The following is a 24,383-nucleotide window of genomic DNA, read 5'->3' as shown; positions in this document are numbered from 1 at the left end:
ATTTCAGGATAGAGGAAGCAGCCGGCGTTTGACCGGCTGCAGCTTCACGATCGATGTGTTGGTTTCCGCCTTGTCGGCGATCCGGTCGAGGATGGTGTCCAGCTCCTCGATCGAGCGGACATGCAGACGGGCAATGAAGCAATCGTCTCCCGTCACCTTGTCGCATTCCGAAATCTCAGGGATTGCCTCGATGAGTTGCTGAACAACATGCAGCTTGCCAGGCAAGGGGCGAACACGAATGATGGCCTGGAGCATGAACCCGATGCTCGCCGGGTCGATTTCCACTGTAAAGCCGCGGATGACGCCCCGCTCTTCCAGCCGCTTGATCCGCTCGGATGTACTCGGCGCCGACAGTCCCACATGCTGCGCAAGATCCTTGACAGACATTCTCCCGTCATTCGACAGAAGCTCCAGAATGCGCTTATCGACATCGTCGAGCATAGGCTTTGTCCTTTAAAGCGAAGGCCAATCCCAGCCTTCTTTTGATAGGAATTCTTGAGGTAAAGCCTTTTAAAATTCAAGGCAATCTCCAATCAAGTCCATTAGGATCCCTGCATCACAATGAGGGCCTGACCATGACTGAAAAGATGCGCGGCGTAATTGAAATGGCAAGCGCGATGGTGATTTCCGGCACCATCGGCCTGTTTGTTGTCGTGTCCGGCCAACCGGTGACGAGCGTCGTATTTTGGCGCTGCGTTTTCGGCGCGGCGATCCTGCTGCCGATCTGCGCAGCAATGGGATTTTTCCGGCTCGGTATCATGTCGCGCAAACAGTTGGGTTTCGCAGTGCTCGGCGGAATGGCGATCGTCACGAACTGGCTGCTATTATTCGCCGCCTATCCACGCGCTTCGATTTCGATTGCAACTGCTGTCTACAATACCCAACCCTTTATGCTGGTGGCCATGGGCGCTGTCTTCCTGTCAGAGCGGCTGACGCTCAATAAGATAGCGTGGCTTGCCATCTCGTTGGTCGGCACGCTGGCCATCATCTATGCGAAGCCCGGTGCCGGATATTCTGGTGAAAACTATCTCGCCGGAATTGCGCTCGCTCTCGCCGCCGCCTTCTTCTATGCGGTGGCCGCCATCATCGCCAAGACATTGAAGGGCGTTCCGCCGCAACTGATCGCGCTCATTCAGGTGGTCACCGGCATTTTTCTGCTCATGCCATTTTCGGCAGAGGGTCCTCGCATCGAGGCGCAGGCTTGGATGATGTTGGTGACGCTTGGCGTCGTTCACACCGGACTGATGTATATTCTGCTCTATGGCGCAATCCAGAAATTGCCGACCAACCTCACCGGCTCCCTGTCCTTCATCTATCCGGTGGCGGCGATCATGATTGATCGTATTGCCTTCGGCCATCACCTGCAGCCACTGCAGATCATCGGCGTGGTTGCCATTCTTGCGGCCGCAGCAGGCTCGACATTGGGCTGGTCTGTTGTTCCCCGCTTGAAAGCAAAGCGCGACGCCTCAGGTGAGACATCGCGTTCTGCGCTTCGGTGACTGAATACTTAAGCGGCGTTTGCCAATGCTGTCTGTTTAGCGCAGTGCGCCAACCAGAACATCACGGCCATCTTCGATGGAGACCCAGCGACCGGTGTTGAAGGAAGCCTGACGCTTCAAATAGGTGTAGTTGGTGTCGGTCCACAGCTTCACCTCGTTCGACAAATTGTCGAGGATGAAGTCGCCGTCATTGGTTCGCACGGTCAATACCGCATGGCCTTCGCCATCCGGCTTGCGCACGACGGTGATGAGAAGATCGGAGACGGCAAAGCCCTTCTCGATCAGCTTCTTGCGCTTCAACAGCACGAAGTCCTCGCAGTCACCTGCGGTCTTGGGATATTCCCAATACTCGTCCTTGCCATAGACTTCCTGGTCGGTCATGGCGACGATGGTGGTGTTCACCTCGGTGTTGATGTCGCGAATGACAGTCCAGCCATAATCCGTCACGCGAGGAGCGGGTGTCAGCTTGCTGCGAATATCGCATTCGGATGCGTATCTCTGGCAGAATTCGTAATGGCCGATCGGCTGCGATGTAATGCCGCCCGTCACCATGGCCGGGCTGCCTTTGTTTTCAGCCTGCACGGAGGCCGCAGAAAGTAGTCCGGCCGCCACTGCAATGAGCAGCGCCCGTGCCTGCGATGCATTCATCATCAAACCCGTCCCTTGAAGTCTTAATAAAGTGTTAAGAGAGATCAGGGGTAAGTGTCAATCGGAAGCGGGCCCTCTATGAACGCAAGATGAATATTATGGTTAAGAGCGTTGCCGAAATGCTCAAAGCATCCGCCCGAAAATCGAAATCGATTTTCGGAAAGAACGGCGCATCGATTCAAAGGAGTAGAGCATTCTTTGTGCGCCCTTAAAGACGCGCGGTGCCCGAAGCTACGAGGCTTTTGACCGCACTGAGCATTCTTTCGATGTCCTGGGGACGCGAAAGCCGATGGTCGCCATCACGGATAAGGCTCAAGACCACGTCGTCGGCAGGCAGGTGTTCCATCAGTCGCAGGGCATGTTGGTACGGAACGTCTTCATCACGCATGCCCTGCAGAATATGAACGGGGCAGCCGGTATCGATCACGCCCTTCAAAACCAGATTTTTGCGGCCGTCCTCCATCAGATCGCGGGTGAAGATGTTGGGCTCGGGGCTGTATTCCGATGGCTCTTCGAAATAGCCGCGCTCGGTGAGCGACGCCTTTTCAGCTTCCGTCAGATTGGGCTCAATCAATTCCGCAGTAAAGTCCGGCGCTGGCGCAATAAGGACAAGACCTGCGACGTTCGGGCCTTTGCCGCGCTTGCGCAGTTCCTCAATCAGTCTGAGCGCAATCCATCCACCCATGGATGAACCGATCAGAATGACGCTTTCAGGTGCCTTGTCGTCCAGAACGGCAAGAGATTCCTCCAGCCATCGTGAAATGGTGCCGTCTCTGAACTCGCCTTTCGATGCGCCATGACCGGAATAATCGAAGCGGACGCAGGCGAGCCCCTCCTGTTGCGCAAAGCGATCGAGCTCGACAGCCTTCGTGCCTGTCATGTCGGAGCGGTAGCCGCCGAGCCATACGAGGGCAGGGCGATGATCCGACGCTTGCGCCGATCGAGACAGGATGGCGATCTCGCGCGGGGCGTCCCCTTCACCGACGACAATATACTGTGGGGCTTCGTGTGCCTGCGTCATCTTATTCTCCATACGTTTCTTTCCCCTGTAGACCAGATTCGTAAAAACCACGACAGGAGGTGATTTTTTTGCAAAGCCATGCTATTGACTTCCCAGAGGCGTTCACGACATTTCAGCCATTTGCACCGACAAGCTGTTTTTGCCGACGCGATATCGAAACAGATCAGGAGAATACGACCATTCGCAGACCGTTCAAAGCCGATGCCCCCGTCAAGGAAGGCCCGCGCTCCAACAGGGAAATTCGCATTCCCAAAATTCAGCTGATTGATGAAGAAGGCCAGAACCTCGGCGTGATGCCGACGGACCAGGCGTTGAAGATGGCGGAAGAGGCCGGTCTTGATCTTGTCGAGATTTCGCCGAATGCAGAACCGCCTGTTTGCAAAATTCTCGATCTCGGTAAGCTGAAGTATTCGACGCAGAAGAAGGCGGCCGAAGCGCGCAAGAAGCAGAAGATCGTCGAGGTCAAAGAAATCAAGATGCGTCCGAACATCGACACCCATGACTATGAGGTGAAGATGAAGGCAATGAACCGTTTCTTTGAAGAAGGCGACAAGGTGAAGGTAACGCTGAAGTTCCGTGGCCGCGAAATGGCTCACCAGGAACTTGGCATGAAGCTGCTTCAGCAGGTGAAGGAAGATACCTTGACAATCGCCAAGGTGGAAGCCGAGCCGAAGCTCGAAGGCCGCCAGATGATGATGGTGCTTGCACCGAAGTAATGCTTGGGCGCGCTGGCATCGAGGTCGGCGTTTTCCACTCTCGCAGGGGAAGTTTGGCTTCCCCGTTGCGCTTTTCCATAACTGCGGTTATAAGCGCGCGTCCGAACGGTCCGGCAGGGCATGCCGTGGCCGTTCTTGAATAGCTTGAAACGGGCTTCGTCTGCCTGTTTCGATACAAAATAACGGAGTAGCAAAATGCCCAAGATGAAGACGAAATCCGCTGCAAAAAAGCGGTTCAAGATCACTGGCACCGGCAAGGTTCTCGCAGCCGCCGCCGGTAAGCGCCACGGCATGATCAAGCGTTCCAACAAGTTCATTCGCGACGCGCGCGGAACCATGGTTCTGGCCGAAGCTGACGGCAAAAAAGTCGTCAAGAACTACCTGCCGAACGGTCTCTAAGACTTTTCCGCATTTTTGGACACTTTAAGGAGATCATGACATGGCACGCGTAAAACGTGGCGTAACTTCCCGCGCCAAGCACACCAAGACACTCAAGGCAGCCAAGGGCTTCTACGGCCGTCGCAAGAACACCATCCGCGCAGCAAAGGCAGCGGTTGACCGTTCCAAGCAGTACGCTTACCGCGACCGCAAGGTCAACAAGCGTAACTTCCGCGCTCTGTGGATCCAGCGTATCAACGCTGCTGTCCGCGAATTCGGCCTGACCTATGGCCGCTTCATCGACGGCCTGAACAAGGCTGGCATCGAAGTCGACCGTAAGGTTCTGTCCGACATGGCTATCCATGAGCCGGCAGCTTTCGGCGCGCTCGTCGACGCCGCGAAGAAGGCTCTTGAGTACCTCAAGGATGCAGGTACGGCCAACGAGTTTGAATCCGCTGTAAAGTAATTACGGCGCGGACAAATTGTTGTTCATTTGAAACCCGCGCCGGGCAACCGGGGCGGGTTTTACGTTTGAAAATGCTTCCTTTCCAGAAGGAAGCCCTCTGGGCGCTTTGGCGCCGACGGGACTATCATGCTTCAGGCTGCCAATGCGAGCGAGAGGGAAAAGGGCTTCCATGTTCATCTGGAAGATGCCGATATTGCTGCGCTCATGCAGACCCTGTTGATGAGCGAAAAGCGCATCCAGCGGCTGGAGCTGAGTTCCGGCGCCGTCTGGATCAAGCGTCAGGGAACGGAAGAACCACGGTGGTGGAGCAAGTTGCAGGGCTTCGCCGCCCGCCTTCTTCCATACGCGTTCCTCAGACCCTCCCCGGTGCTTTCGCCTGTCGAGATGATGGCGCGTGAAAAGCGCCGGATGATCGAGTTCGGCAATGCAGGCTTCACCGTTCCGGCGATCATCTATTCCTCCGATACCGCCATCGTGCTGGAAGACGTGGGGCCGACTATCCAGGGCATCGTGGCGCGCAAGGCAAGCGAAGGACATCCCGATCGGTTGCTGGTTCAATCGGCGATCGAGCTTGGCGAGCTTCACGCCGCCGGTCTTTGCCATGGGCGCCCGCATATTCGCGACTTCTTTCTTAAAGGCGGCCGTATCGGCTTCATGGATTTCGAGGAAGAGCCGCAGGCGGTCATGCCGCTTGCCAGCGCTCAGGCGCGTGACCTGTGGCTGCTGTTCTTGCCACTGAGCGCCTTTGCCGAAAACACCGATGCAACGCTCGGCGCTGCCTATCGCGGATGGTCTGCCCATGCACCACAGGCGACCATCGATGAATTGCGTCGCCTGGTGCGTGTGCTTGGCCGATTTTTGCCGCTCGCCCGGTTGATTGGCCGCGTACAGATGGGTAGTGATCTGCAACGCTTTATCGTGGCGACCGACTTTCTAAAGAATGCTGTTGAAACCGATGTCGGGGCCAAGACCTCCGGCAGGGCAGGAAAAGATGACTGAACTGGACACTTTGAAATCGCAACTGATGTCGGAGATCGCTGCGGCGGCAGACGAGGCGGCCATCGAGGCCGTGCGCCTGTCGGCGCTTGGCAAGAAGGGCTCGGTTTCCGAGCTTCTGAAAACGCTGGGCACCATGACGCCGCAAGAGCGCCAGACACGCGGCGCGGCCATCAACCAGCTGAAAAATGAAGTGACGGACTTTCTTACCGCTCGCAAGAGCGAGTTGAAGGATGCAGCCATCGAAGCGCGGCTGAAGGCCGAGACGCTCGACGTCAGCTTACCCGTCCGTCAGTCTCCTGCAGAACGCGGCCGCATTCATCCGATCAGCCAGATCGTCGATGAGATCACGGCGATCTTTGCCGATATGGGCTTCTCCATTGCCGAAGGCCCGGATATCGAAACCGACTATTATAACTTCACGGCGCTGAACTTCCCGGAAGGCCACCCCGCCCGCGAAATGCACGACACCTTCTTCTTCCAGCCGGATGAGAAGGGTGAGCGCAAGGTTCTGCGCACGCACACCTCGCCGGTTCAGGTGCGCACCATGGAAGCGCAGAAACCGCCGATCCGTATCGTCATCCCCGGCAAGACCTACCGCCAGGATTCCGATGCCACCCATTCGCCGATGTTCCACCAGGTCGAAGGTCTGGTGATCGACAAGAAAGCGCATGTCGGAAACCTTCGCTGGATTCTCGAGGAGTTCTGCAAGACCTTCTTCGAGGTCGATAGCGTCGTCATGCGCTTCCGCCCGTCCTTCTTTCCCTTCACGGAGCCGAGCTTCGAAGTGGACATCCAGTGCGACCGCTCCGGCCCGATCATCAAGTTCGGCGAAGGCAAGGACTGGATGGAGATCCTCGGCTGCGGCATGGTGCACCCCAATGTGCTGCGCGCTGGTGGGCTCGATCCGGACGAGTATCAGGGCTTTGCCTGGGGCATGGGTCTCGACCGCATCGCCATGCTGAAATACGGCATGCCGGACCTGCGCGATTTCTTCAACGCCGATGTTCGCTGGATGAATCATTACGGCTTCCGCCCGCTCGACATGCCGACGCTGTTCGGCGGTCTGAGCGTCTGATCGGTCAAGTCGAGGAGTATATAGTATGAAATTCACGCTCTCCTGGCTAAAAGAGCATCTCGATACGGATGCCTCTCTGGAGCAGATCTGCGAACGCCTGACGGCAATCGGTCTCGAGGTCGAAGATGTCGATGACAAGGCGGCTTACAAGCCCTTCGTCATCGCCAAGGTTCTGTCGGCGGAAAAGCATCCGGAAGCGGATCGCCTGAAGGTGCTGTCGGTGGATGCCGGTGACGGTAAGCCGGTGCAGATCGTTTGCGGGGCTCCGAATGCGCGCGCCGGCCTCGTTGGCGCTTTGGCGCGTCCGGGGACCTATGTTCCGGGCATCGATGTTACGCTCTCCGTCGGCAAGATCCGCGGTGTCGAAAGCCACGGCATGATGTGTTCCGAAAAGGAACTCAACATGTCCGACAATCATGATGGCATCATCGATCTGCCGGAAGATGCGCCGGTCGGCACGTCTTTCGCGTCCTATGCCGGGCTTGACGATCCGGTCATCGAGATCAACCTCACGCCGAACCGTCCGGATTGCACCTCGATCTATGGCATCGCACGTGATCTGGCGGCCTCCGGTCTCGGCAGGTTGAAGACGCGGCCTGCACCGAGCTTCAAGGTCGAGGGCGCTACGCCGGTCGATGTCAAGCTGGAGCTTGATGATGCGGCTCTCTGCCCGGGCTTCTCGCTTCGCATCGTGCGCGGCGTGAAGAATGGCCCCAGCCCGAAGTGGATGCAGCAGCGCCTGCTGGCAATCGGCCTGCGCCCGATCAACGCACTGGTCGACATCACCAACTACATGACCTTCGATCAGGGCCGTCCAATGCACGTCTTCGATGCGGCGAAGGTCAAGGGTGATCTCGTCGTGCGGCGCGCGAAAGAAGGTGAAACGATCCTTGCCCTCGATCAGCGTGAATACAAGCTCGGTCCAAACAATGTGGTGATTGCCGACGACAACGGGCTCGAGTCCATCGGTGGTGTCATGGGCGGCGAACATTCCGGCTGCGACGAGAATACCGTCGATGTACTGATCGAGTCGGCACTCTGGGATCCGATCAACATTGCCAAGACCGGACGTTCTCTCGGCATCATCACCGATGCGCGCTATCGTTTCGAACGCGGCGTCGATCCGGAATATATGGTGCCGGGCCTCGAGCGCACGACGGAACTGGTGCTCGAGCTTTGCGGTGGTTTGGCTGGAGAAGCAAAGGTCGTCGGCTACAAGGGCTTCGAGCCGAAGTGGATCGATTTCCCACTCTCCGAGGTAAAGCGCCTGACGGGTCTCGAGGTTTCGGCGGAAGAAAGCCTTGCGATCCTCAAAGGTCTCGGTTTCGGCATCGAGGGCTCCGGCGAGCGTGTTTCCGTGTCGGTGCCTTCATGGCGTCCAGACGTCGATGGCAAGGCGGATCTGGTGGAAGAGGTCATGCGTATCCACGGCGTCGATAACATCAAGCCAGAGCCGCTTGAGAGCCTTGGCGCCATCAACGGACGCATTTTGACGACGCTGCAGATCCGCACGCGCACGGCTCGCCGTGCACTTGCAAGCCGCGGCATGCTGGAGGCCGTCACCTGGTCTTTCATTCCGGAAGCGCAGGCGAAGCTCTTCGGCGGCGGCTCCTCCGCGCTCAAGCTCGCCAACCCGATCGCTGCCGATATGTCCGACATGCGGCCTTCCCTGCTTCCCGGTCTTCTGACCGCAGCCCAGCGCAATGCTGACAAGGGCTATGGCGATGTGGCGATCTTCGAAGTGTCGGGAACCTATGAGGGCGATACGCCGGAAGGCCAGCGGCGCGTCGCCGGTGGCGTTCGCCGCGGCACCGCATCGCTTGCCGGTGCAGGCCGCATGTGGTCGAACACAGCAAAGGGCGGCGTAAAGCCCGTTGACGTCTACGATGCCAAGGCGGACGCGCTTGCCGTGATCGAGGCCTGCGGTTTGCCGATGGCGAATGTGCAGATCGAGGCCGGTGCTCCGTCCTGGTACCATCCTGGCCGTTCCGGCACGATCAAGATGGGTCCGAAGGTCGTTCTTGGTTACTTCGGCGAATTCCATCCGAAGACGCTCGGCGCTCTGGATGTCTCCGGTGCCTATTGCGGCTTCGAGATTTATCTCGACGCCATGCCAGAACCGAAGAAGAAGGCAACGCGCACCAAGCCGGCGCTGGAGCTTTCACCGTTCCAAGTGGTGAAACGCGACTTTGCTTTCGTGGTCGACAAGTCGGTCGAGGCGGGCGCCATCATCAAGGCGGCAACCAGCGCCGATCGCAAGCTCGTCACCGGCGTGAATGTTTTCGACGTCTTCGAAGGCGCGTCGCTCGGTGAGAATAAGAAGTCGATTGCGATCGAAGTTCAGATCCAGCCGATGGACAAGACCCTGACGGACGAGGACTTTGAAGCCTTGACTGCAAAGATCGTCGGTAATGTCGAGAAGACAACGGGCGGCGTGCTTCGCGCGTAATCCTTTACTCCATGTCATGATGCTGAAAAACCCGCTTTCACGGCGGGTTTTTTATTGCTCAGAATAGCCATCCAAATATAAGAAACGCGTCATGCGTGTATTTCATAACAAATTGACTCCTGGAAAAGCTGAGATCGCATGTAGAGGTTGCTACGGTCGTCGCTTTTAGTACTATGCCTCCCAGGCCGTTGGGCCGTGAGGAGGAGATTTTATGGCAATTGGGTATTTGAAACGCCGTGCAGCATTGATGCTTGCTGCATCGGCGGCAGCTTTATTAACGTTCAACACAGGCGCTCATGCGCAGGCTTTTCCCGAGCGCACGATCACGCTCGTCGTGCCTTTTGCGGCAGGCGGCTCCACCGACGTCGTTGCGCGCGTCATTGCCCAAAAGATGGGTGACACGCTTGGCCAGCAGATCATCGTCGAGAATGTCGCCGGTGCCGGCGGAAATCTCGGTGCCGACCGCGTTGCGCGCGCCGAGCCCGATGGATACACGATCCTCATGGGTACGGTGGCGACACATGCCCTCAACCCGTTGATTCTCAAGACGAAGCCTTATGATCCTGAAAAGGATTTCGCACCGATTTCGCTGCTGGTGGTCGTGCCGAACGTGCTGGTTGTCAATCCGCAGCTGCCGGTCAACAATGTTGCCGAGCTGATCGCGCTCCTGAAAAAAGAGCCGGATAAGCATGCCTATGCCTCATCCGGTAACGGCACGCCGCTTCACCTTTCTGGTGAGCTGTTCAAGAGCATGGCCGGCGTCGATATGCAGCACGTGCCCTATAAGGGCTCCGGCCCGGCATTGAACGATCTGCTGGGCAATCAGATTTCGATCATGTTCGACAACCTGCCGTCCTCATCCGCACATATCAAATCCGGCACCCTGAAGGCGCTGGGTGTGACGACGGCGGAGCGGGCGTCCTCCTTCCCGGATGTGCCGACCATTGCCGAAACCGTGCCGGGGTATGAGACCTACACCTGGAATGCGCTTTTTGCACCGGCCGGAACGCCGCCCGAGGCAATTGCCAAATTGAACGAAGCTGCCAAGACGGCACTGGCCGATCCTGCCGTTGCAAAGCGCATGGCAGATTTCAGCGCCAAGATCGTAGGCTCTTCACCGGAAGAGCTGAAGACCCACGTTTCGGAAGAAATCGCCAAGTGGGGTCCAGTGGTGAAGGAAGCCAACGTCCAGATGGACTGATCCATTTTGGGTGAAGCAAACGCCGCGTCTCCTTGTAGGCGCGGCGTTTTGCGTTTCATCGGCTTAGGTTACTCCCGTGCGAGACCCAAACGGAAATATCGAGCGAGCAGGGCGCAAATCGCGGCTTGTCCAGGAAGTCGGCCCAACGGTGTAGTCTTCGCTTTGCATCATAGGCATGTCTGCTATGCGCGAAATCTCCGCCGATGCAGCGGTCATTCCAAAACCTGCTATTGCTGCGAAAGTGTCTCTCTGTATGCTTGGTTAGATAACTTGTTAGGAAAGCAGGGCTTAGATGCAAAGCCATGTCTTTGAAGAAGGAAGCCGAAATGGGGATCAAGACTGCGGAAGAACGCAGCCTGGACTACAGAAACGCGATGTCGCAGCTTGCCGGCGCCGTCAATATCGTCACCACAGATGGACCGGCAGGCAGGGCGGGGTTTTCCGCCACCGCCGTCTGTAGCGTATCGGACAATCCCCCAACCCTTCTCGTCTGCATCAATCGCAGTTCATCGGCGTACCGGATGTTGTTTGAGAACGCCGTCGTGTGCGTCAACACGCTCTCGGCAGATCAGCAGCCATTGAGCCAGCTCTTCGGAGGCAAGACCCCGATGGAGGAGCGTTTTGCAGGTGGGGAGTGGTCGTCGCTCGAAACCGGTGCACCGGTTCTGAAAGGCGCACTCGCCTCCTTCGATTGCCGTGTTCGCGCAATCCATGATGGCAGTACCCACGACATCATCATATGCGATGTGGTCGATACTGCCGTAGGAGAAGGGGAAGAGGCGCTGCTTTATTTCAAGCGGGCTTATCGCACGCTCTAAACGCGCCACTGGCGCTTCAGCCTATGCTTTTGCCAAAACGGGAGAAGCTTTCTTCCAGCACCGTCGTGCCCGCGCCGGGGCGTTGCGGCCGATTGTAGACGCCGCCCTGAACATCTGCCGGCTCCTCGAAGTGATCCTTGATCCAGGGAATGTATTCGAGGATAGTTGATGCGGGGTGCCAGTAGCTCAAGTGGACATGGACCTGGCTCATCTCGCCTGCATGCGGCACGACAGGCAGGCGATGCGCCAGGGCCAGATCCGCCACCTGAATATATTCGGTAATGCCGCCAAGCCGGGTCACGTCCGGCTGAACATAAGCGACCGCGCCCGCTGATATGAAGGAGCGGAAGGCATCGACCGTATAGAGTTGTTCACCGAGCGCGATCGGAATTGCTGTGTTGCGGGCGAGGGCTGCGTGGCTGCCGACATCGTCATACCAGAGTGGCTCTTCAAACCAGTAGATATCCAGATCCCGTGCGAGCGCGCAGAAACGCTGGCAGGTCGGCAGATCCCATTTGCCATTTCCGTCGATGGCGATGCGCACTGACCCGCCAAGACGCTTGCGAACCGCCGTCAGCCGATCGATATCCACATTCGGATCGTCGTGACCGACCTTAATCTTTAGCCGGGTAAAACCATCCTGTTCGACGGCTCTTGTCGCCCCCTCGATCAAAGCGTCCTTTGTAAATGAGAGCCAGCCGATATCGGTATTGTAAGCTTCCAGCTTGTCCGTGCGGGCTCCGCCCAGATAGCTCCACAGCGGAAGGCCCGCCTTCTTCGCCTTCATGTCCCAGAGCGCGACGTCGACCGCGGCGAGTGCCAGATGGGTGATGCCTGCACGGCCCACCCATTGCAGCGATGGATAGCGGGCAAGCTTCATCCAGAGCCGCGAATGGTCATTGGCATCTTCGCCAATCAGAAGAGGCGCATAGCAATCGCGAATGCAGGCAGTGATCAGCCGGTCCGAGGCGAGATGTGCGTGCGTGCCGGTAAAGCCGTAACCCTCCAACCCATCCGTTGTGACGATCTTCGTGCCGACGACGCCCCAATGGGTGATGGAATGGGTCGAGTCCGAAATGGAATCGGACGTCAGTGGCAAATGAAGAATGAAGGGGTGGATAGATGCGATTCTCATGACGGATAACCCTCCTCCGGTTATCGGGTGGTATGTCTTGTGGAATTCTGCTGCTCAGCCGCCTTCCATCTTCTCGAGATAGGGCAGCTCGTCAGGCGAAATGACCTCCGCGACGGCTTTGATGCGCATCATCGCGCGGCTTCTGGAGATTTGCAGGTGGCGTGTCAGCCCGGCTTTCGCCCCTTCGATATCGCCTGCCAGAAGGCTGTCGAAAATCGCCAGGTGTTCCGGCAGGAAGGGCTCGGTGTCGAAGAGCCCTATGGTCCAGTGGTAGAGAAAATGGTGGGCGACGAGCAGCGCCTGCGGCAGGCTGATGGCACGCATCAGCGATGCGTTTTCGCAGTAGCCGAGAAGCTCGACATGCAACTGTTGTTCGAGCGCATCAAGCATCTCGCCGTCGATCTTGTCGACCGACTGGATTGCGTCCGCGACGTTTTTGCGCAAGGAGAGCAGCAGTCCGTCCGGAAAATTGGCGGCCGCCTTTTCCAGCGCGATCGGCTCAAGAATCCAGCGAAGCTCATAGAGTTCGTCGATATGCTTGGCCGTGAGCGCCGGTGCATACCATCGCCCGCTCTCGTCCTTGTGAACGATACCGCGCTGCTGCAGACGCGCAACGACATCGCGCCCCACGGTTCTGCTGACGCCATAATGCTTGGCCAGCATCGCCTCATTGATCCGCCAATCTGCGAGCGATGTGCGCGAGACGATCTCGATCTCGATATTGTCGTAGATAAGTTCCCAACTGGATCTCGGCTGCATGCGCATCGTGTCGGTCGTGGGGGCCGAACTCTCACCGGTTGTGCCTATCTCCGGCACCGATCTGCTTTTTGCCACGACATCATAGCCGCGGCTCTCGGCCTTGCGCACGAGATGAAGACGCTCCAGTTCCGCCAGCGCCTGGCGTGCGGGTGCGCGGCTGATGCCGAAGCGGTTGGCAACCATGGTTTCGGTCAGCCTCGTACCGTGAACGATGACGCCATTGGCGATGTCTGCAGCCAGAAGGTCGCAGGCTCTGCGGTACAGGCGGGGCGCGATTCCAGTCGTAGCGCTCTTCATCGTTCTCCTCTCTCACTCTCGGTCTCGTGGCCGACCAGCGATCGTTTTTAGCGCTACAGGGATTGCACGGCCAAAAAACAATGTCTAGTGTATGCATAAGACATTTTGAAGAGGAGAAGCCAGGATGCTGCAAGACGAGGCGCGCGCCCATGTCCCGTTGATATTGCTGGACCGGTTCTGCCGCGCGGTCTTCGCCGCCTGTGGTGCGGACGCCCCAACGGCGGATGCGGCGACGCGTGCCATGATGCATGGAACACGCTATGGCGTGGACAGCCACGGCGTCCGTTTGCTCGACCATTACGTGACTGCCATGCAGGGTGGACGCATCAACCGCACACCCCGCCTTCGCAAGGTGGCTGGGCTGGGCGCTGTCGAAACGTTGGATGCAGATGATGCGCATGGAGCGCTGGCTGCCTATACGGCGATGACCCACGCCACCGAGCTTGCGACGCAGTTCGGCATCGGGGCGGTTGCCATTCGCAACACCTCTCACTTTGGTCCCGCTGGGGCCTATTCGCTGGAAGCGGCGAAGCGAGGGTTTATCGGCATCACCTTCTGCAACTCCGATAGCTTCGTGCGTTTGCACGACGGCGCGCAGCGTTTTCACGGCACAAATCCGATTGCGGTTGGTGTTCCGTCCACCGGAGACAATCCGTGGCTTCTCGATATGGCGACGAGCTCCATCCCCTATAACCGTGTGCTGCTCTATCGGAGCCTTGGTCAGCCTTTGCCCGATGCGACCGCTTCGGACGAAGGCGGCCATGATACCAAGGATCCGTATGCCGCGGCGATGCTTGCGCCGCTTGGTGGCGAATTCGGCTTCAAAGGCGCAGCACTTGGCGGTGTGGCGGAAATCTTCAGCGCGGTGTTGACCGGGATGAAGCTCAGCTTCGACATCGCATCCATGGGTGGCCCGGATTTTTCCACGCCACGCGGTATGGGTGCCTTCGTTCTTGCGCTGAAGCCTGAGGCATTTCTGGAGAAAAGCGTCTTCGAGGGAGCGATGACGCGTTATCTGGACTCGTTGCGAAACTCGCCAGCACGTGAGGGCGCGCGGGTGATGGCGCCAGGGGACCGCGAATGGGAAGTCGCGGCCGAAAGGGAGCGTCAAGGTGTCGTCCTGGACCCGGCGACGCGGCAGTCATTCGCAGATCTGGCAAATCGGTTGGGTATTACGCAGCCATTTGCCTGATGTGACGGGGTCGGAGGCGCGATCCACGTTTGCCAATTGACTTCATCGGCGAAACAGCCTTAATGGAGATGATTGGTAAGACCACTTTACCAGATGCCGCAGCGGGAGGGGATATCATGTTTGTGGCGCTTGAGCCGCGTCGCCTCCACAGGCAGGTGGCGGATCAAATCAGGAGGTTGATAGAGGCAGGTGAAATCGCGGACGGAGCCAAGCTTCCGGCAGAACGCGATCTTGCCGAACGGTTTGCCGTTTCAAGGCCGACCGTTCGCGAAGCGTTGATCGTGCTGGAAGTTGAAGGCTACATCCAGATCCGCATGGGCTCAGGGGTCTATGTAAGCCAACGTCCGAAAGCGCACTCGATCTTGCCTGCGGACGACAGCGACGGGCCTTTCGAAATTCTCCAGGCGCGCAGCATCATTGAAGGTGGCATTGCCGAAGAGGCGGCAAAGCGCGCCAATGCCTCGCATGTCGCTCTGCTGGATGGGAATTTGAAGCGGATGGAAGATGCCATCGGCGACGCGGTAAAGATGCTGGTTCACGACCGGGCGTTTCATCTGGCGATCGCCGACATCATCGGCAATGTCACACTCCATCGCTTCACCGGACATATCTTCGACCGCCGCATGACCCCTTACTTCGAGCGTCTTGCCAGCCATTTCGAAGGGCCGCGGACCTGGCGCCTGGCGCTTGAGGAGCATGTGGTTATCCGTGATGCGATTGCCGCGAACGATCCGGAGGCGGCGAAAGCTGCCATGCAGCGACATCTCAACCAGTCGCAAAAGAGATTTTCTCAAAGCTTCGGAGAGGAGGCTTGAGGGGAGGTAAGGTGCTGCCGCGTTCGACGCGGCGGTAGAGAAGCAACATCTGACACAATTTCGGGAGGAGACAGAAATGACGTTCAGATTGAGAAGCCTGCTGGGTGCCACAGCCATCATCATGGCCTCTGCGCTGTCTTCGCAGGCGCAGACCGTGCTGAAATGGGCCCATGTTTACGAGACCACAGAACCGTTTCACACGGAATCGGTGTGGGCGGCGAAGGAGATCGAGAAGCGCACGGAGGGTCGCTACAAGATCGACGTGTTCCCGGCATCGCAGCTCGGCAAGGAAGCCGATATCAACCAGGGCCTGAAACTCGGCACGGTCGATATCATCATTTCCGGTTCCAGCTTCGCAGCGCGCGATTCCAAGCCAATTGGCGTCACCTACTTCCCTTACATCTTCCGCAATCCGGAGCACCTGATCGCCTACACCAAGAGCGATGTCTTCAAGCGTCTTGCCAAGGGTTACGAGGACAAGACCGGCAACGTCATTACGGCGGTCAGCTACTACGGGACGCGTCACACGACATCGAACAAGCCGATCGAGAAGTGCAGCGACTTGAACGGCGTGAAGATGCGCGTTCCGGATGTGCCGGCCTATCTTGCCATGCCGCGCGCCTGCGGCGCCAACACCACGCCGATCGCTTTCGCCGAAGTCTACCTCGCGCTGCAAAACGGCACGGTCGACGCGCAGGAAAATCCGCTGACGACCATTGAGGCAAAGAAGTTCTTCGAAGTGCAGAAGAACATCGTTCTGACCGGCCACATTGTCGACCATCTCAATACGGTGATCTCCAAGTCTCGCTGGGCGAGCCTGTCAGACGAAGACAAGAAAATCTTCGTCGACGTGATGCAGGAGGCTGCGACCAAGACGACCAAGATCATCGAGGAGCGTGAAGTGGCACTCGTGGACGACTTCAAGAAGCGTGGCCTGACGGTGACCGAGGTCGATAAGGCCGACTTCGAAAAGAATGTGCTCGACAAGGTGAAGTTCGAAGACTTTGGATACAACAAGGCCGATTGGGAAGCGATCCGCGCCGTTCAGTAAATTGCGCCTGGCGCGGGGCTCGTCTCCGCGCCGTCCTTGTCGTTTTCAGCACCGGCAGACGAGCGCATTGTGAATCTGCTGCTCGCGCCGATGCTCCAACCGGAACATTTCAATGACGCAGGAAATCCATACTCAGGTTACGCCCGAGGAGCTTGCCCACACCTTTGACGAGGCACCTCCCGATACCGACCTTTCCGTTTATGCCTTCGAGGACTGGCTGACGCTCGCTCTTTTCTGGATGATGACGGGATGCGTCTTTCTCCAGTTCTTCACCCGTTACGTCCTCAATGACAGCTATGCCTGGACGGAAGAAATCGCCGTCAACTGCCTGATCGGGGTCGTCTTCCTTGGCTCGGTCATGTGCGTGCGCATGTCGCGCCACATCCAGGTCGATGTTCTCTACCATTACCTGCCGCCGCATGTGACGCGCATCATGGCGATCGCGGTCGATATCATCCGCATCGGTTTCTTCGCTTACGGCTCATGGCTGATGTGGCGTTATCTAGAGATCGTCGCCGATGAGGAAATGGTTACCGTGGCGCTGCCGCGCAACATCGTTTTCTACACCGTCTTCGGCGCCTTCGTGCTGATGTTCCTGCGCGCGATCCAGGTCTTCGTGGCCAATCAGCGTCGCGGCTATTCGGTTCTCGAGCGGCCGGAAGAATTCCAGACGAGCGAGGAGATTTGAGATGCTGCTGCTGATCGGTTCTTTCCTCCTTCTGATGGTCGTCGGCCTGCCGGTGGCTATCTCGATGGCGACGTCGTCGTTGCTTTACATCGTTTTCTATAATGTCGCGCCGGATATCATCGCGGCGCAACGCATGATCGCGGGCGTTGAAAGCTTTCCGCTTCTCGCAGTGCCGTTCTTCATTCTGGCCGGAAACCTGATGAACTCCGCCGGCGTGACGGGGCGCATCTATTCCTTCGCCGTCGCCCTCGTCGGCTGGATGAAGGGTGGCCTGGCACAGGTCAATATCATCGGCTCGGTGATCTTCTCCGGCATGTCCGGCACCGCACTGGCAGACGCCGCCGGCATCGGCACCATCGAAATCAAGGCGATGAAGGATCACGGCTACCCGGTGGAAGCCGCTGTCGGCGTCACCGCCGCTTCGGCAACGCTTGGGCCTATCTTCCCGCCCTCGTTGCCTTTCGTCATTTACGGGATGATGGCCAACGTTTCCATCGGCGCGTTGTTCATGGCGGGCATCGTGCCCGGTGTCGTCATGACGTTGTTGATGATGATCACGGTTGCGGTCTTCGCCTACGTCAAGCAATGGGGCTCGGACACACCCTTCAGCCTGCGCACCATCTTCGGTGCCTCGCTGGAAGTCTTCATCGTCATGCTCGTTCCCGCCAGCATCTACGTGCTGACCCTATTCGGCATGTCGCTGAACCTCTCCATCCTGATCGTGCTGGCGGTGCTGATCTTCTGTGACTGGTACTTCGACTTCTCCGCCGTGATGGCGCTGATGACGCCTGTCATTCTCATCGGCGGCATGACGATGGGCTGGTTCACGCCGACGGAAGCGGCGGTCGCGGCCGTCCTCTGGTCGCTTTTTCTCGGTCTTGTTCGTTATCGCACGATGACGTTCAAAACGCTGGCGAAGGCGACATTCGACACGATCGAAACCACGGCATCGGTTCTATTCATCGTGGCGGCGGCTTCGGTCTTTGCATGGCTTCTGACAGTCAGCCAGGCGGCCCAACTGCTCTCCGCAGCGATCCTGACTCTGACCGACAGCAAATGGATCTTCCTCTTGCTGGTCAACCTGTTGATGCTGTTCGTCGGCTGCTTCCTCGACACGATCGCGGCCATCACCATTCTGGTGCCGATCCTGTTGCCGCTGGTCTTGCAGTTCCATATCGATCCGGTGCATTTCGGTCTGATCATGACGTTGAACCTGATGATCGGTCTCCTGCATCCGCCACTCGGCATGGTGCTCTTCGTTCTGTCCCGTGTGGCAAAGCTCTCGGTGGAGCGCACGACGATGGCCATTCTGCCATGGCTCGTTCCGCTCTTCGTGGCGCTGATCCTGATCACCTTCATTCCGGCAATCACGCTGTGGCTGCCAACGGAAATGGGTCTGATCCGATAGGGTTATGAAATCGGTCCGCGCGGGTTTAGGCTCGCGCGGACCTCCTCTGTCACGACAAGGAAAGTCGACTGGAAATGCTGACACGCGTGGCGCGTCTTTACAGCAAAAGAGATCTTAGGGTCGAAACGCAGGAATATTCCGCACCGGGTGAAGGCGAAGTCCTTCTGCGCATGGCATCCGGAGGCATCTGCGGATCGGACCTGCATTATTATCAGGATGGCGGTTTCGGGCCTGTACAGGTGCGCGAGCCGATCATTTCCGGCCATGAAGCCTCAGGCTATGTCGAGCAACTCGGCGCGGGTGTCAGCGGTCTTGCGATCGGTGCGCTGGTAGCCGTCAATCCATCGCAGCCCTGTGGCCAATGCGCTTATTGCCTCAAGGGACAACCCATCCATTGCCTCGACATGCGTTTCATGGGAAGCGCCATGCGACTGCCGCATGAGCAGGGCATGTTTCGTGATCATCTGGTCGTGCCTGCGAAGCAATGTTTTGCCCTCGCCGAGGGCGTGAGCGCGCATGAGGCCGCCTGTGCCGAACCGCTCGCCGTTTGCCTGCATGCCGTTGCGCAAGCGGGCGATCTTTCCGGCCAAAGCGTGCTCGTCACCGGAGCGGGGCCGATCGGGCTTCTGACCGTCGCCGCGGCAAAACATGCCGGTGCGGCCGAGATCATCGTGACCGACCTTACAGATGCTGCCATCGCCCGCGCACCGGCCATGGGGGCGACAGGAACAATCAACGTTGCCAGTAACCCAGAGGCGCTAGCGCCTTATCAGGAAAACAAGGGTAGCTTCGACGTGGTCTTCGATTGCTCGGCCGCCGCGCCTGCGCTTCGATCCGCCTTCAGTGCCATCAAGCCGCGCGGGACACTTGTGCAGGTGGGCGTGGCGGGAGACATCACCATCCCGCTCAACCTTTTGGTTGGCAAGGAAATCAACTGGCGCGGGTCGCAACGTTTCGACGCAGAGTTTGGTGAGGCCGTCTCGCTGATCTCGTCTCGCGCCATTGATGTGCGGCCGATCATTTCGCATCATTTTCCGCTTGAACAGGCGGTTGCGGCCTTCGAACAGGCCGGTGACCGCCAGGTGGCCTGCAAGGTGCAGATCACCTTCAGCGACCAGAGTTAAAATTCAGAGGATAGGATCATGAGACACACATGGCGCTGGTTCGGGCCAGTGGACAGAGTAACGGTTCAGGACGCCGCACAGGCCGGTGCCGTCGGTATCGTCAGCGCGTTGCATCACATTCCAACCGGCAATGTCTGGCCTGTCGACGAAATCCAGAAGCGTCATGCGGAGATTAAGGCGGGCGGGCTCTATTGGGATGTGGTGGAAAGCGTCTGGATGTCGGAAGACATCAAGACCCAGACAGGCAACTGGAAGCAGCACATCACTAACTGGCAGGAAACGCTTCGCCGACTTTCAGCGAGCGGTATCCGCACCGTCTGCTACAATTTTATGCCGGTGCTGGATTGGACACGAACCGATCTCAGATGGGAAACCCGCCACGGGGCGAGAGCAATGCGCTTCGACCTGACCGATTTTGCTGCTTTCGATATCCATATTCTCAAGCGCCCGAATGCCGCTGCCGATTATCCCGATTGGCTGGTGGACGAGGCGGCGCGCCGCTTTGCCGATATGCCGGACGCGAAGATTGCGGCACTTGGCAGGAACATCGGCGCTGGCCTTCCCGGCTCCGCCGATGGCTACACGCTTGATCAGCTTCTGGAGAAGTTGCGCAGCTATCACGGTATTGATCGGGCAAGGCTGCAGCAGAATCTCATCGATTTTCTCTCCGAGGTCGTACCGGTGGCCGAAGAGGTCGGCATCAATCTCTGCGCCCATGGCGACGACCCGCCGTGGCCGTTGCTCGGTCTGCCGCGCATTCTCTCGACGGAAGAGGATTACGCACATATGCTCAAAGCGGTCGATAGCCGCGCGAACGGCGTGACCCTTTGCACCGGCTCTCTTGGTGCGCGACAGGATAACGACCTGCCTTTCATCGCCAAGCGCTTTGCCGATCGCATCCACTTCGTTCACCTGCGCAACGTCACCCGCGACACCGATACCGTGCCGTGCTCCTTCTTTGAGGACGAGCATCTGGAAGGTGGAACGGATATGGTTGCGGTGATTGCTGCCCTTCTCGCAGAAGAGAAGCGCCGCCTGGATGCCGGTCTTTCCGATCATCAAATACCCATGCGACCGGATCACGGACAGGAAATCCTGGATGATGTGACCCGCGGCGCCCAGCCCGGTTATCCGGCTATCGGCCGGCTGAAGGGTCTCGCGGAACTTCGCGGTATCGAACGTACCCTTTCTCATCCCAACTATGGAATCATTTGATTATGAGCAGATTGTCTTCTTCAACCCTATTGCCTGATGTCGTTGCACAGCCTTCCTATGACCGCGCGAATTTGCAGCCCGGCATCATCCACATGGGGCTCGGCGCTTTCCACCGCGCACATCAGGCCGTCTATACGCAGCGGGCTTTGTCGGAACAGTTCGGCGGCTGGGGCATCGTTGCAGTCAATCTACGGTCCCCTGATCCGGTGGAAGCGCTTGCCGAGCAGGATGGTCTCTACTCGATCATCGTTCGTAACGCAGAGGGCGACACGGCGGAAGTCATCGGCGCCACGGTTGATTGGCTTTGCGCTGCAGAACGCGGCACGGATGTGCTCGATTATCTTGCCAACGAAACCATCAAGATCGTCACACTGACGGTCAGCGAGAAGGCCTATGGTCTTGACCCCGTCACGGGTGGTCTGGACCTGAAGCATCCTTCCGTCGCGGCCGATCTTGCCAATCCTCACGCGCCGGTCGGTGCGGTCGGTTTCCTCGTTGAGGGTCTTGCGAAGCGTCGTGAGAAGGGGATCGCTCCTTACACCGTTCTCTGCTGCGACAACCTCCCCTCCAACGGTCACGTGGTTCGTCACCTCGTCCTCGACATGGCGGAGCGTCGCGATCCCGAACTGGCGCGCTGGATTGCCGAAAATGGTGCATTCCCGTGCAGCATGGTCGACCGCATCGTTCCAGCGGCAACGGCCGAAAGCCGCGCACGCGCGCAAGCTCTGCTCGGTGTTGAAGACACGCTGTCGATCGAGACAGAGCCTTTCATGCAGTGGGTCATCGAAGAGAATTTCGTCTCTGGTCGACCCGCTTGGGAAGCGGGCGGTGCCGTCTTCGCCAAGGCCGTCGAACCCTATGAGAAGATGAAGCTGCGTCTGCTGAACGGTCCGCACACGATGATTGCCCATCTTGGCATTCTCAACGATCTGGAGTTCGTGCGCGACGTGATGGCTGTGCCGGAATTCGTCGAGAAGGTCAGGCGGCACATGCAGGCCGCGGTCAAGACACTCGATCCGGTGCCGGGCATTGAGCTGCCTGCCTATATGGATGAGCTCGTCGAGCGCTTTGCCAATCCGACGATTGCCCACAAGAATATCCAGATCGCCATGGACACCAGCCAGAAGCTGCCGCAGCGCGTTCTGGCGGCAACCGTGGAAACGCTGGAGGCGGGACGAGATGCTGCGGAGTTTGCCTATGTGATCGCGCTCTGGATCGCCTCGATCCACAAGCGCGGAAATCTCGACGATCCGCGTCGCGAGGAAATCCTTGTCGCCGCGGGCAATGTCGATCCGAGCGACCCGTCGGCGTCCTTCTTTGCTATCGACGGACTGTTCCCGCCAGCACTCGTTCAGAACCGCCCCTGGCGCGATCGCGTCAATGCCGAACTGCAGGGCCTGAAGGCCTAAGCTTCCCATTTTCGAGCAACAAAAAACCCGGCGATCGTCTCGCCGGGTTCTTCTTTTGGATATGAGAGATCCTCAATCCATCTTGTGGATGTCGCGGTCCTTCGTTTCCGGCAGGAAGAGCAGACCGATCACAAGCGTGATGCCGGCAAAGACGATCGGGTACCAGAGTCCGTAGTAGATATCGCCCTTGGCAGCGCTCATCGCAAAAGCCGTTGCAGGTAGCAGACCACCGAACCAGCCGTTACCGATGTGGTAGGGCAGGGACATGCCGGAGTAGCGGATGCGGGTCGGGAAGAGCTCGACCAGAAGCGCTGCGATCGGGCCGTAGACCATCGTCACATAGATGACGAGTACGGTCAGAACCGCGATGATGACCACCCAGTTTACGGCTGCCGGATCGGCAACCATGCTGAAGGCACCGCCGCCCGGAACCGTATAGACGGCCATGTCGGTTGCGCCATTGGCTTCCGCCGGCGTCAGCAGCTTGTCGGTGACAAGCTTGTCGACGGGTACGGTTTTGGAAGGCGTTGCCCGGATGGCATCGGCGTTGAGCGCCAATTCAGGGTTTGCAGCAACAAAAGCGTCGAGCTTTGCGGCTGGAACCTGAGCGGCGCCACGAACCAGCGGATAACCGCCGTCATGCAGGGCAATGTTGATCTGCTTCTGGAAAGCGCGATCCTTGGCGGCTGCGTCTGCACCTGCTGCAACAGCGTCGTAGCTGTTTACGGTGGTGTTGCCGATCTTGACGGTGGCGGGTTGTCCGGCCGGACCTTCCACCACATCATAAGGAACGGAGTTACGGGTCAGGAACGAGGTTGCGATATCGCAGGATGTCGTGAACTTTGCCGTGCCCGTTGGGTTGAACTGGAACTTGCAGTCGCCGGGAGCAGCCGTCACGGTTGCCCGAACGGTCGCCTGGGCCTCGGCAAGGGCCGGGTTGCCCGCCCATGTGAGCGCTTTAAACAGCGGGAAGTAGGTCAGCATCGCCAGAACGAGGCCAGCCATGATGATGGGCTTGCGGCCGACCTTATCGGAGAGCCAACCGAAGAGAACGAAGAAGCCGGTGCCGAGCAGAAGAGCGCAGGCGACCATGATGTTTGCCGACTGGCCATCCACCTTCAGAATGCTCTGGAGGAAGAAGAGGGCGTAGAACTGGCCCGTATACCAGACGACTGCCTGACCGACGACCGCACCGAGAAGTGCGATGATGGCGATCTTGGCGTTTTTCCATTGACCGAAGGCTTCGCTGAGCGGGGCCTTGGAGGTCTTACCCTCTTCCTTCATCTTCTTGAAGGCAGGGGATTCATTCATTTTCAGACGGATCCAGACCGATACGCCGAGCAGAATGACGGAGAGCAGGAATGGAATGCGCCAGCCCCAGGCTGCAAAGGCTTCCTTGCCGAGGCTGAACTGTACGCCGAGAATGACGACCAGCGACAGGAAGAGTCCGAGTGTCGCGGTGGTTTGGATCCACGAGGTATAATAGCCGCGACGACCATTCGGCGCGTGCTCTGCCACGTAGGTTGCAGCACCGCCGTACTCACCGCCCAGCGCCAGACCTTGAAGCATGCGCAGCAAAATCAGGATGATGGGCGCTGCAATACCGATCTGTGCGGCACCTGGCAGAATACCGACCACAAAGGTCGAGAAGCCCATGATCAGAATGGTGATGAGGAAGGTGTATTTACGTCCGACGATATCACCGAGACGGCCGAAGACCAGAGCGCCGAAGGGACGAACGAGAAAGCCTGCCGCAAAGGCCAGAAGCGCGAAAATGTTGCGCGTCGTTTCCGGATACTGGCTGAAGAAGTTCGCGCCGATATAGATGGCGAGCGAACCATAGAGATAAAAGTCGTACCACTCAAAAACCGTACCGAGAGAAGAGGCGAAAATGACCTTCTTCTCCTCCCCCGTCATGGGGCGGGCCTTTTCCACGCCCGTCGCTGCTATATTTGCCATTGGCTGTCCTCCACAGAAATCAAGAAGACGCATCGCAACAGCTCGACTCCCCTCGAACTGG

The 24,383-nt window shown here is 58.3% G+C and carries 23 protein-coding genes; 17 read left to right on the top strand and 6 right to left on the bottom strand.

All coding sequences use genetic code 11. From position 1 onward, the window contains the following. Window positions 1-3 precede the first annotated feature (3 nt). Window positions 4-441 carry an Lrp/AsnC family transcriptional regulator gene (locus EYC79_RS12735; RefSeq protein WP_062423624.1) on the bottom strand — a complete coding sequence of 146 codons (438 nt, stop codon included), beginning with the start codon at window positions 439-441 and terminating at the stop codon, window positions 4-6. A gap of 134 nt (window positions 442-575) precedes the next feature. On the opposite strand from EYC79_RS12735, the gene EYC79_RS12730 reads away from it, so the two are divergent. Then, window positions 576-1,499 carry a DMT family transporter gene (locus EYC79_RS12730; protein WP_130978222.1) on the top strand — a complete coding sequence of 308 codons (924 nt, stop codon included), beginning with the start codon at window positions 576-578 and terminating at the stop codon, window positions 1,497-1,499. 36 nt (window positions 1,500-1,535) lie between these two features. Here the strand turns inward: EYC79_RS12730 and EYC79_RS12725 are convergent, their stop codons facing one another. Beyond that, window positions 1,536-2,150 carry a transglutaminase-like cysteine peptidase gene (locus tag EYC79_RS12725; protein WP_062423626.1) on the bottom strand — a complete coding sequence of 205 codons (615 nt, stop codon included), beginning with the start codon at window positions 2,148-2,150 and terminating at the stop codon, window positions 1,536-1,538. Between the two features lie 205 nt (window positions 2,151-2,355). Beyond that, on the bottom strand, window positions 2,356-3,168 hold the full coding sequence (locus EYC79_RS12720) for an alpha/beta hydrolase (RefSeq protein WP_130978221.1): 813 nt from the start codon (window positions 3,166-3,168) through the stop codon (window positions 2,356-2,358). 179 nt (window positions 3,169-3,347) lie between these two features. Here EYC79_RS12720 and infC point away from each other — a divergent pair, with 179 nt between their 5' ends. The 8 genes from infC to EYC79_RS12680 all read left to right on the top strand — a co-directional run bounded on the left by infC (window position 3,348) and on the right by EYC79_RS12680 (window position 11,270). Beyond that, window positions 3,348-3,884 (top strand): translation initiation factor IF-3, encoded by a 537-nt coding sequence (gene infC, locus EYC79_RS12715; protein WP_111847509.1) that lies wholly within the window; start codon window positions 3,348-3,350, stop codon window positions 3,882-3,884. Window positions 3,885-4,079: 195 nt separating this feature from the next. Then, a complete protein-coding gene (gene rpmI / locus EYC79_RS12710; RefSeq protein WP_027674722.1) occupies window positions 4,080-4,283 on the top strand; it encodes a 50S ribosomal protein L35 in 204 nt (67 codons plus the stop codon). Between the two features lie 40 nt (window positions 4,284-4,323). Next, complete coding sequence (gene rplT / locus EYC79_RS12705) at window positions 4,324-4,728, top strand: 50S ribosomal protein L20 (RefSeq protein ID WP_027674723.1); 405 nt, start codon at window positions 4,324-4,326, stop codon at window positions 4,726-4,728. A gap of 126 nt (window positions 4,729-4,854) precedes the next feature. Continuing rightward, window positions 4,855-5,727: a BUD32 family EKC/KEOPS complex subunit gene (locus EYC79_RS12700; RefSeq protein ID WP_113175845.1), complete on the top strand. Its 873-nt coding sequence runs from the start codon at window positions 4,855-4,857 to the stop codon at window positions 5,725-5,727. Further along, the gene (pheS, locus tag EYC79_RS12695) at window positions 5,720-6,802 is read left to right on the top strand and encodes a phenylalanine--tRNA ligase subunit alpha (protein WP_130978220.1); all 1,083 of its coding nucleotides are present in this window, start codon (window positions 5,720-5,722) and stop codon (window positions 6,800-6,802) included. Before EYC79_RS12700 ends, pheS begins: the two co-directional genes overlap by 8 nt. 25 nt (window positions 6,803-6,827) lie before the next feature. After that, complete coding sequence (pheT, locus tag EYC79_RS12690; protein ID WP_130978219.1) at window positions 6,828-9,251, top strand: phenylalanine--tRNA ligase subunit beta; 2,424 nt, start codon at window positions 6,828-6,830, stop codon at window positions 9,249-9,251. Between the two features lie 211 nt (window positions 9,252-9,462). Then, window positions 9,463-10,452: a Bug family tripartite tricarboxylate transporter substrate binding protein gene (locus tag EYC79_RS12685; protein WP_130978218.1), complete on the top strand. Its 990-nt coding sequence runs from the start codon at window positions 9,463-9,465 to the stop codon at window positions 10,450-10,452. A 302-nt stretch (window positions 10,453-10,754) separates the two neighbouring features. Continuing rightward, window positions 10,755-11,270, top strand: a complete 516-nt coding sequence (locus EYC79_RS12680; RefSeq protein WP_130978217.1) for a flavin reductase — start codon at window positions 10,755-10,757, stop codon at window positions 11,268-11,270. Window positions 11,271-11,286: 16 nt separating this feature from the next. Here the strand turns inward: EYC79_RS12680 and EYC79_RS12675 are convergent, their stop codons facing one another. Further along, the gene (locus EYC79_RS12675) at window positions 11,287-12,405 is read right to left on the bottom strand and encodes a mandelate racemase/muconate lactonizing enzyme family protein (RefSeq protein WP_130978216.1); all 1,119 of its coding nucleotides are present in this window, start codon (window positions 12,403-12,405) and stop codon (window positions 11,287-11,289) included. A 54-nt stretch (window positions 12,406-12,459) separates the two neighbouring features. Further along, complete coding sequence (locus EYC79_RS12670; RefSeq protein WP_113226568.1) at window positions 12,460-13,461, bottom strand: GntR family transcriptional regulator; 1,002 nt, start codon at window positions 13,459-13,461, stop codon at window positions 12,460-12,462. A 124-nt stretch (window positions 13,462-13,585) separates the two neighbouring features. Between EYC79_RS12670 and EYC79_RS12665 the strand changes: the two genes are divergently transcribed. The 8 genes from EYC79_RS12665 (at window position 13,586) to EYC79_RS12630 (ending at window position 22,363) form a co-directional block, all read left to right on the top strand. Then, entirely contained in the window at window positions 13,586-14,653 is a 1,068-nt protein-coding gene (locus tag EYC79_RS12665; protein ID WP_130978215.1) for an Ldh family oxidoreductase, read from the top strand. Window positions 14,654-14,769: 116 nt separating this feature from the next. Beyond that, window positions 14,770-15,468 carry a FadR/GntR family transcriptional regulator gene (locus EYC79_RS12660; RefSeq protein ID WP_130978214.1) on the top strand — a complete coding sequence of 233 codons (699 nt, stop codon included), beginning with the start codon at window positions 14,770-14,772 and terminating at the stop codon, window positions 15,466-15,468. Between the two features lie 76 nt (window positions 15,469-15,544). Beyond that, window positions 15,545-16,519, top strand: a complete 975-nt coding sequence (locus EYC79_RS12655; protein WP_113226571.1) for a sialic acid TRAP transporter substrate-binding protein SiaP — start codon at window positions 15,545-15,547, stop codon at window positions 16,517-16,519. 112 nt (window positions 16,520-16,631) lie between these two features. Next, a complete protein-coding gene (locus EYC79_RS12650) occupies window positions 16,632-17,207 on the top strand; it encodes a TRAP transporter small permease (protein ID WP_113226572.1) in 576 nt (191 codons plus the stop codon). Between the two features lies 1 nt (window position 17,208). After that, on the top strand, window positions 17,209-18,615 hold the full coding sequence (locus EYC79_RS12645) for a TRAP transporter large permease (RefSeq protein WP_062443734.1): 1,407 nt from the start codon (window positions 17,209-17,211) through the stop codon (window positions 18,613-18,615). A 74-nt stretch (window positions 18,616-18,689) separates the two neighbouring features. Beyond that, window positions 18,690-19,739, top strand: coding sequence for an L-idonate 5-dehydrogenase (locus EYC79_RS12640; RefSeq protein WP_130978213.1), 1,050 nt, complete (start codon window positions 18,690-18,692; stop codon window positions 19,737-19,739). Window positions 19,740-19,757: 18 nt separating this feature from the next. After that, window positions 19,758-20,954, top strand: a complete 1,197-nt coding sequence (uxuA, locus tag EYC79_RS12635) for a mannonate dehydratase (RefSeq protein WP_130978212.1) — start codon at window positions 19,758-19,760, stop codon at window positions 20,952-20,954. A gap of 2 nt (window positions 20,955-20,956) precedes the next feature. Beyond that, on the top strand, window positions 20,957-22,363 hold the full coding sequence (locus tag EYC79_RS12630; RefSeq protein WP_130978211.1) for a mannitol dehydrogenase family protein: 1,407 nt from the start codon (window positions 20,957-20,959) through the stop codon (window positions 22,361-22,363). Window positions 22,364-22,435: 72 nt separating this feature from the next. Here the strand turns inward: EYC79_RS12630 and EYC79_RS12625 are convergent, their stop codons facing one another. After that, complete coding sequence (locus tag EYC79_RS12625) at window positions 22,436-24,322, bottom strand: MFS transporter (protein ID WP_062443744.1); 1,887 nt, start codon at window positions 24,320-24,322, stop codon at window positions 22,436-22,438. Window positions 24,323-24,383: the final 61 nt, after the last annotated feature.

This window comes from Agrobacterium cavarae, from assembly GCF_004310285.1.
In the GTDB taxonomy this organism is placed as follows: Bacteria; Pseudomonadota; Alphaproteobacteria; order Rhizobiales; family Rhizobiaceae; genus Agrobacterium; species Agrobacterium cavarae.
The sequence above is the reverse complement of the archived record's forward strand: the minus strand, read 5'-3'. Positions and strand labels throughout refer to the sequence as shown.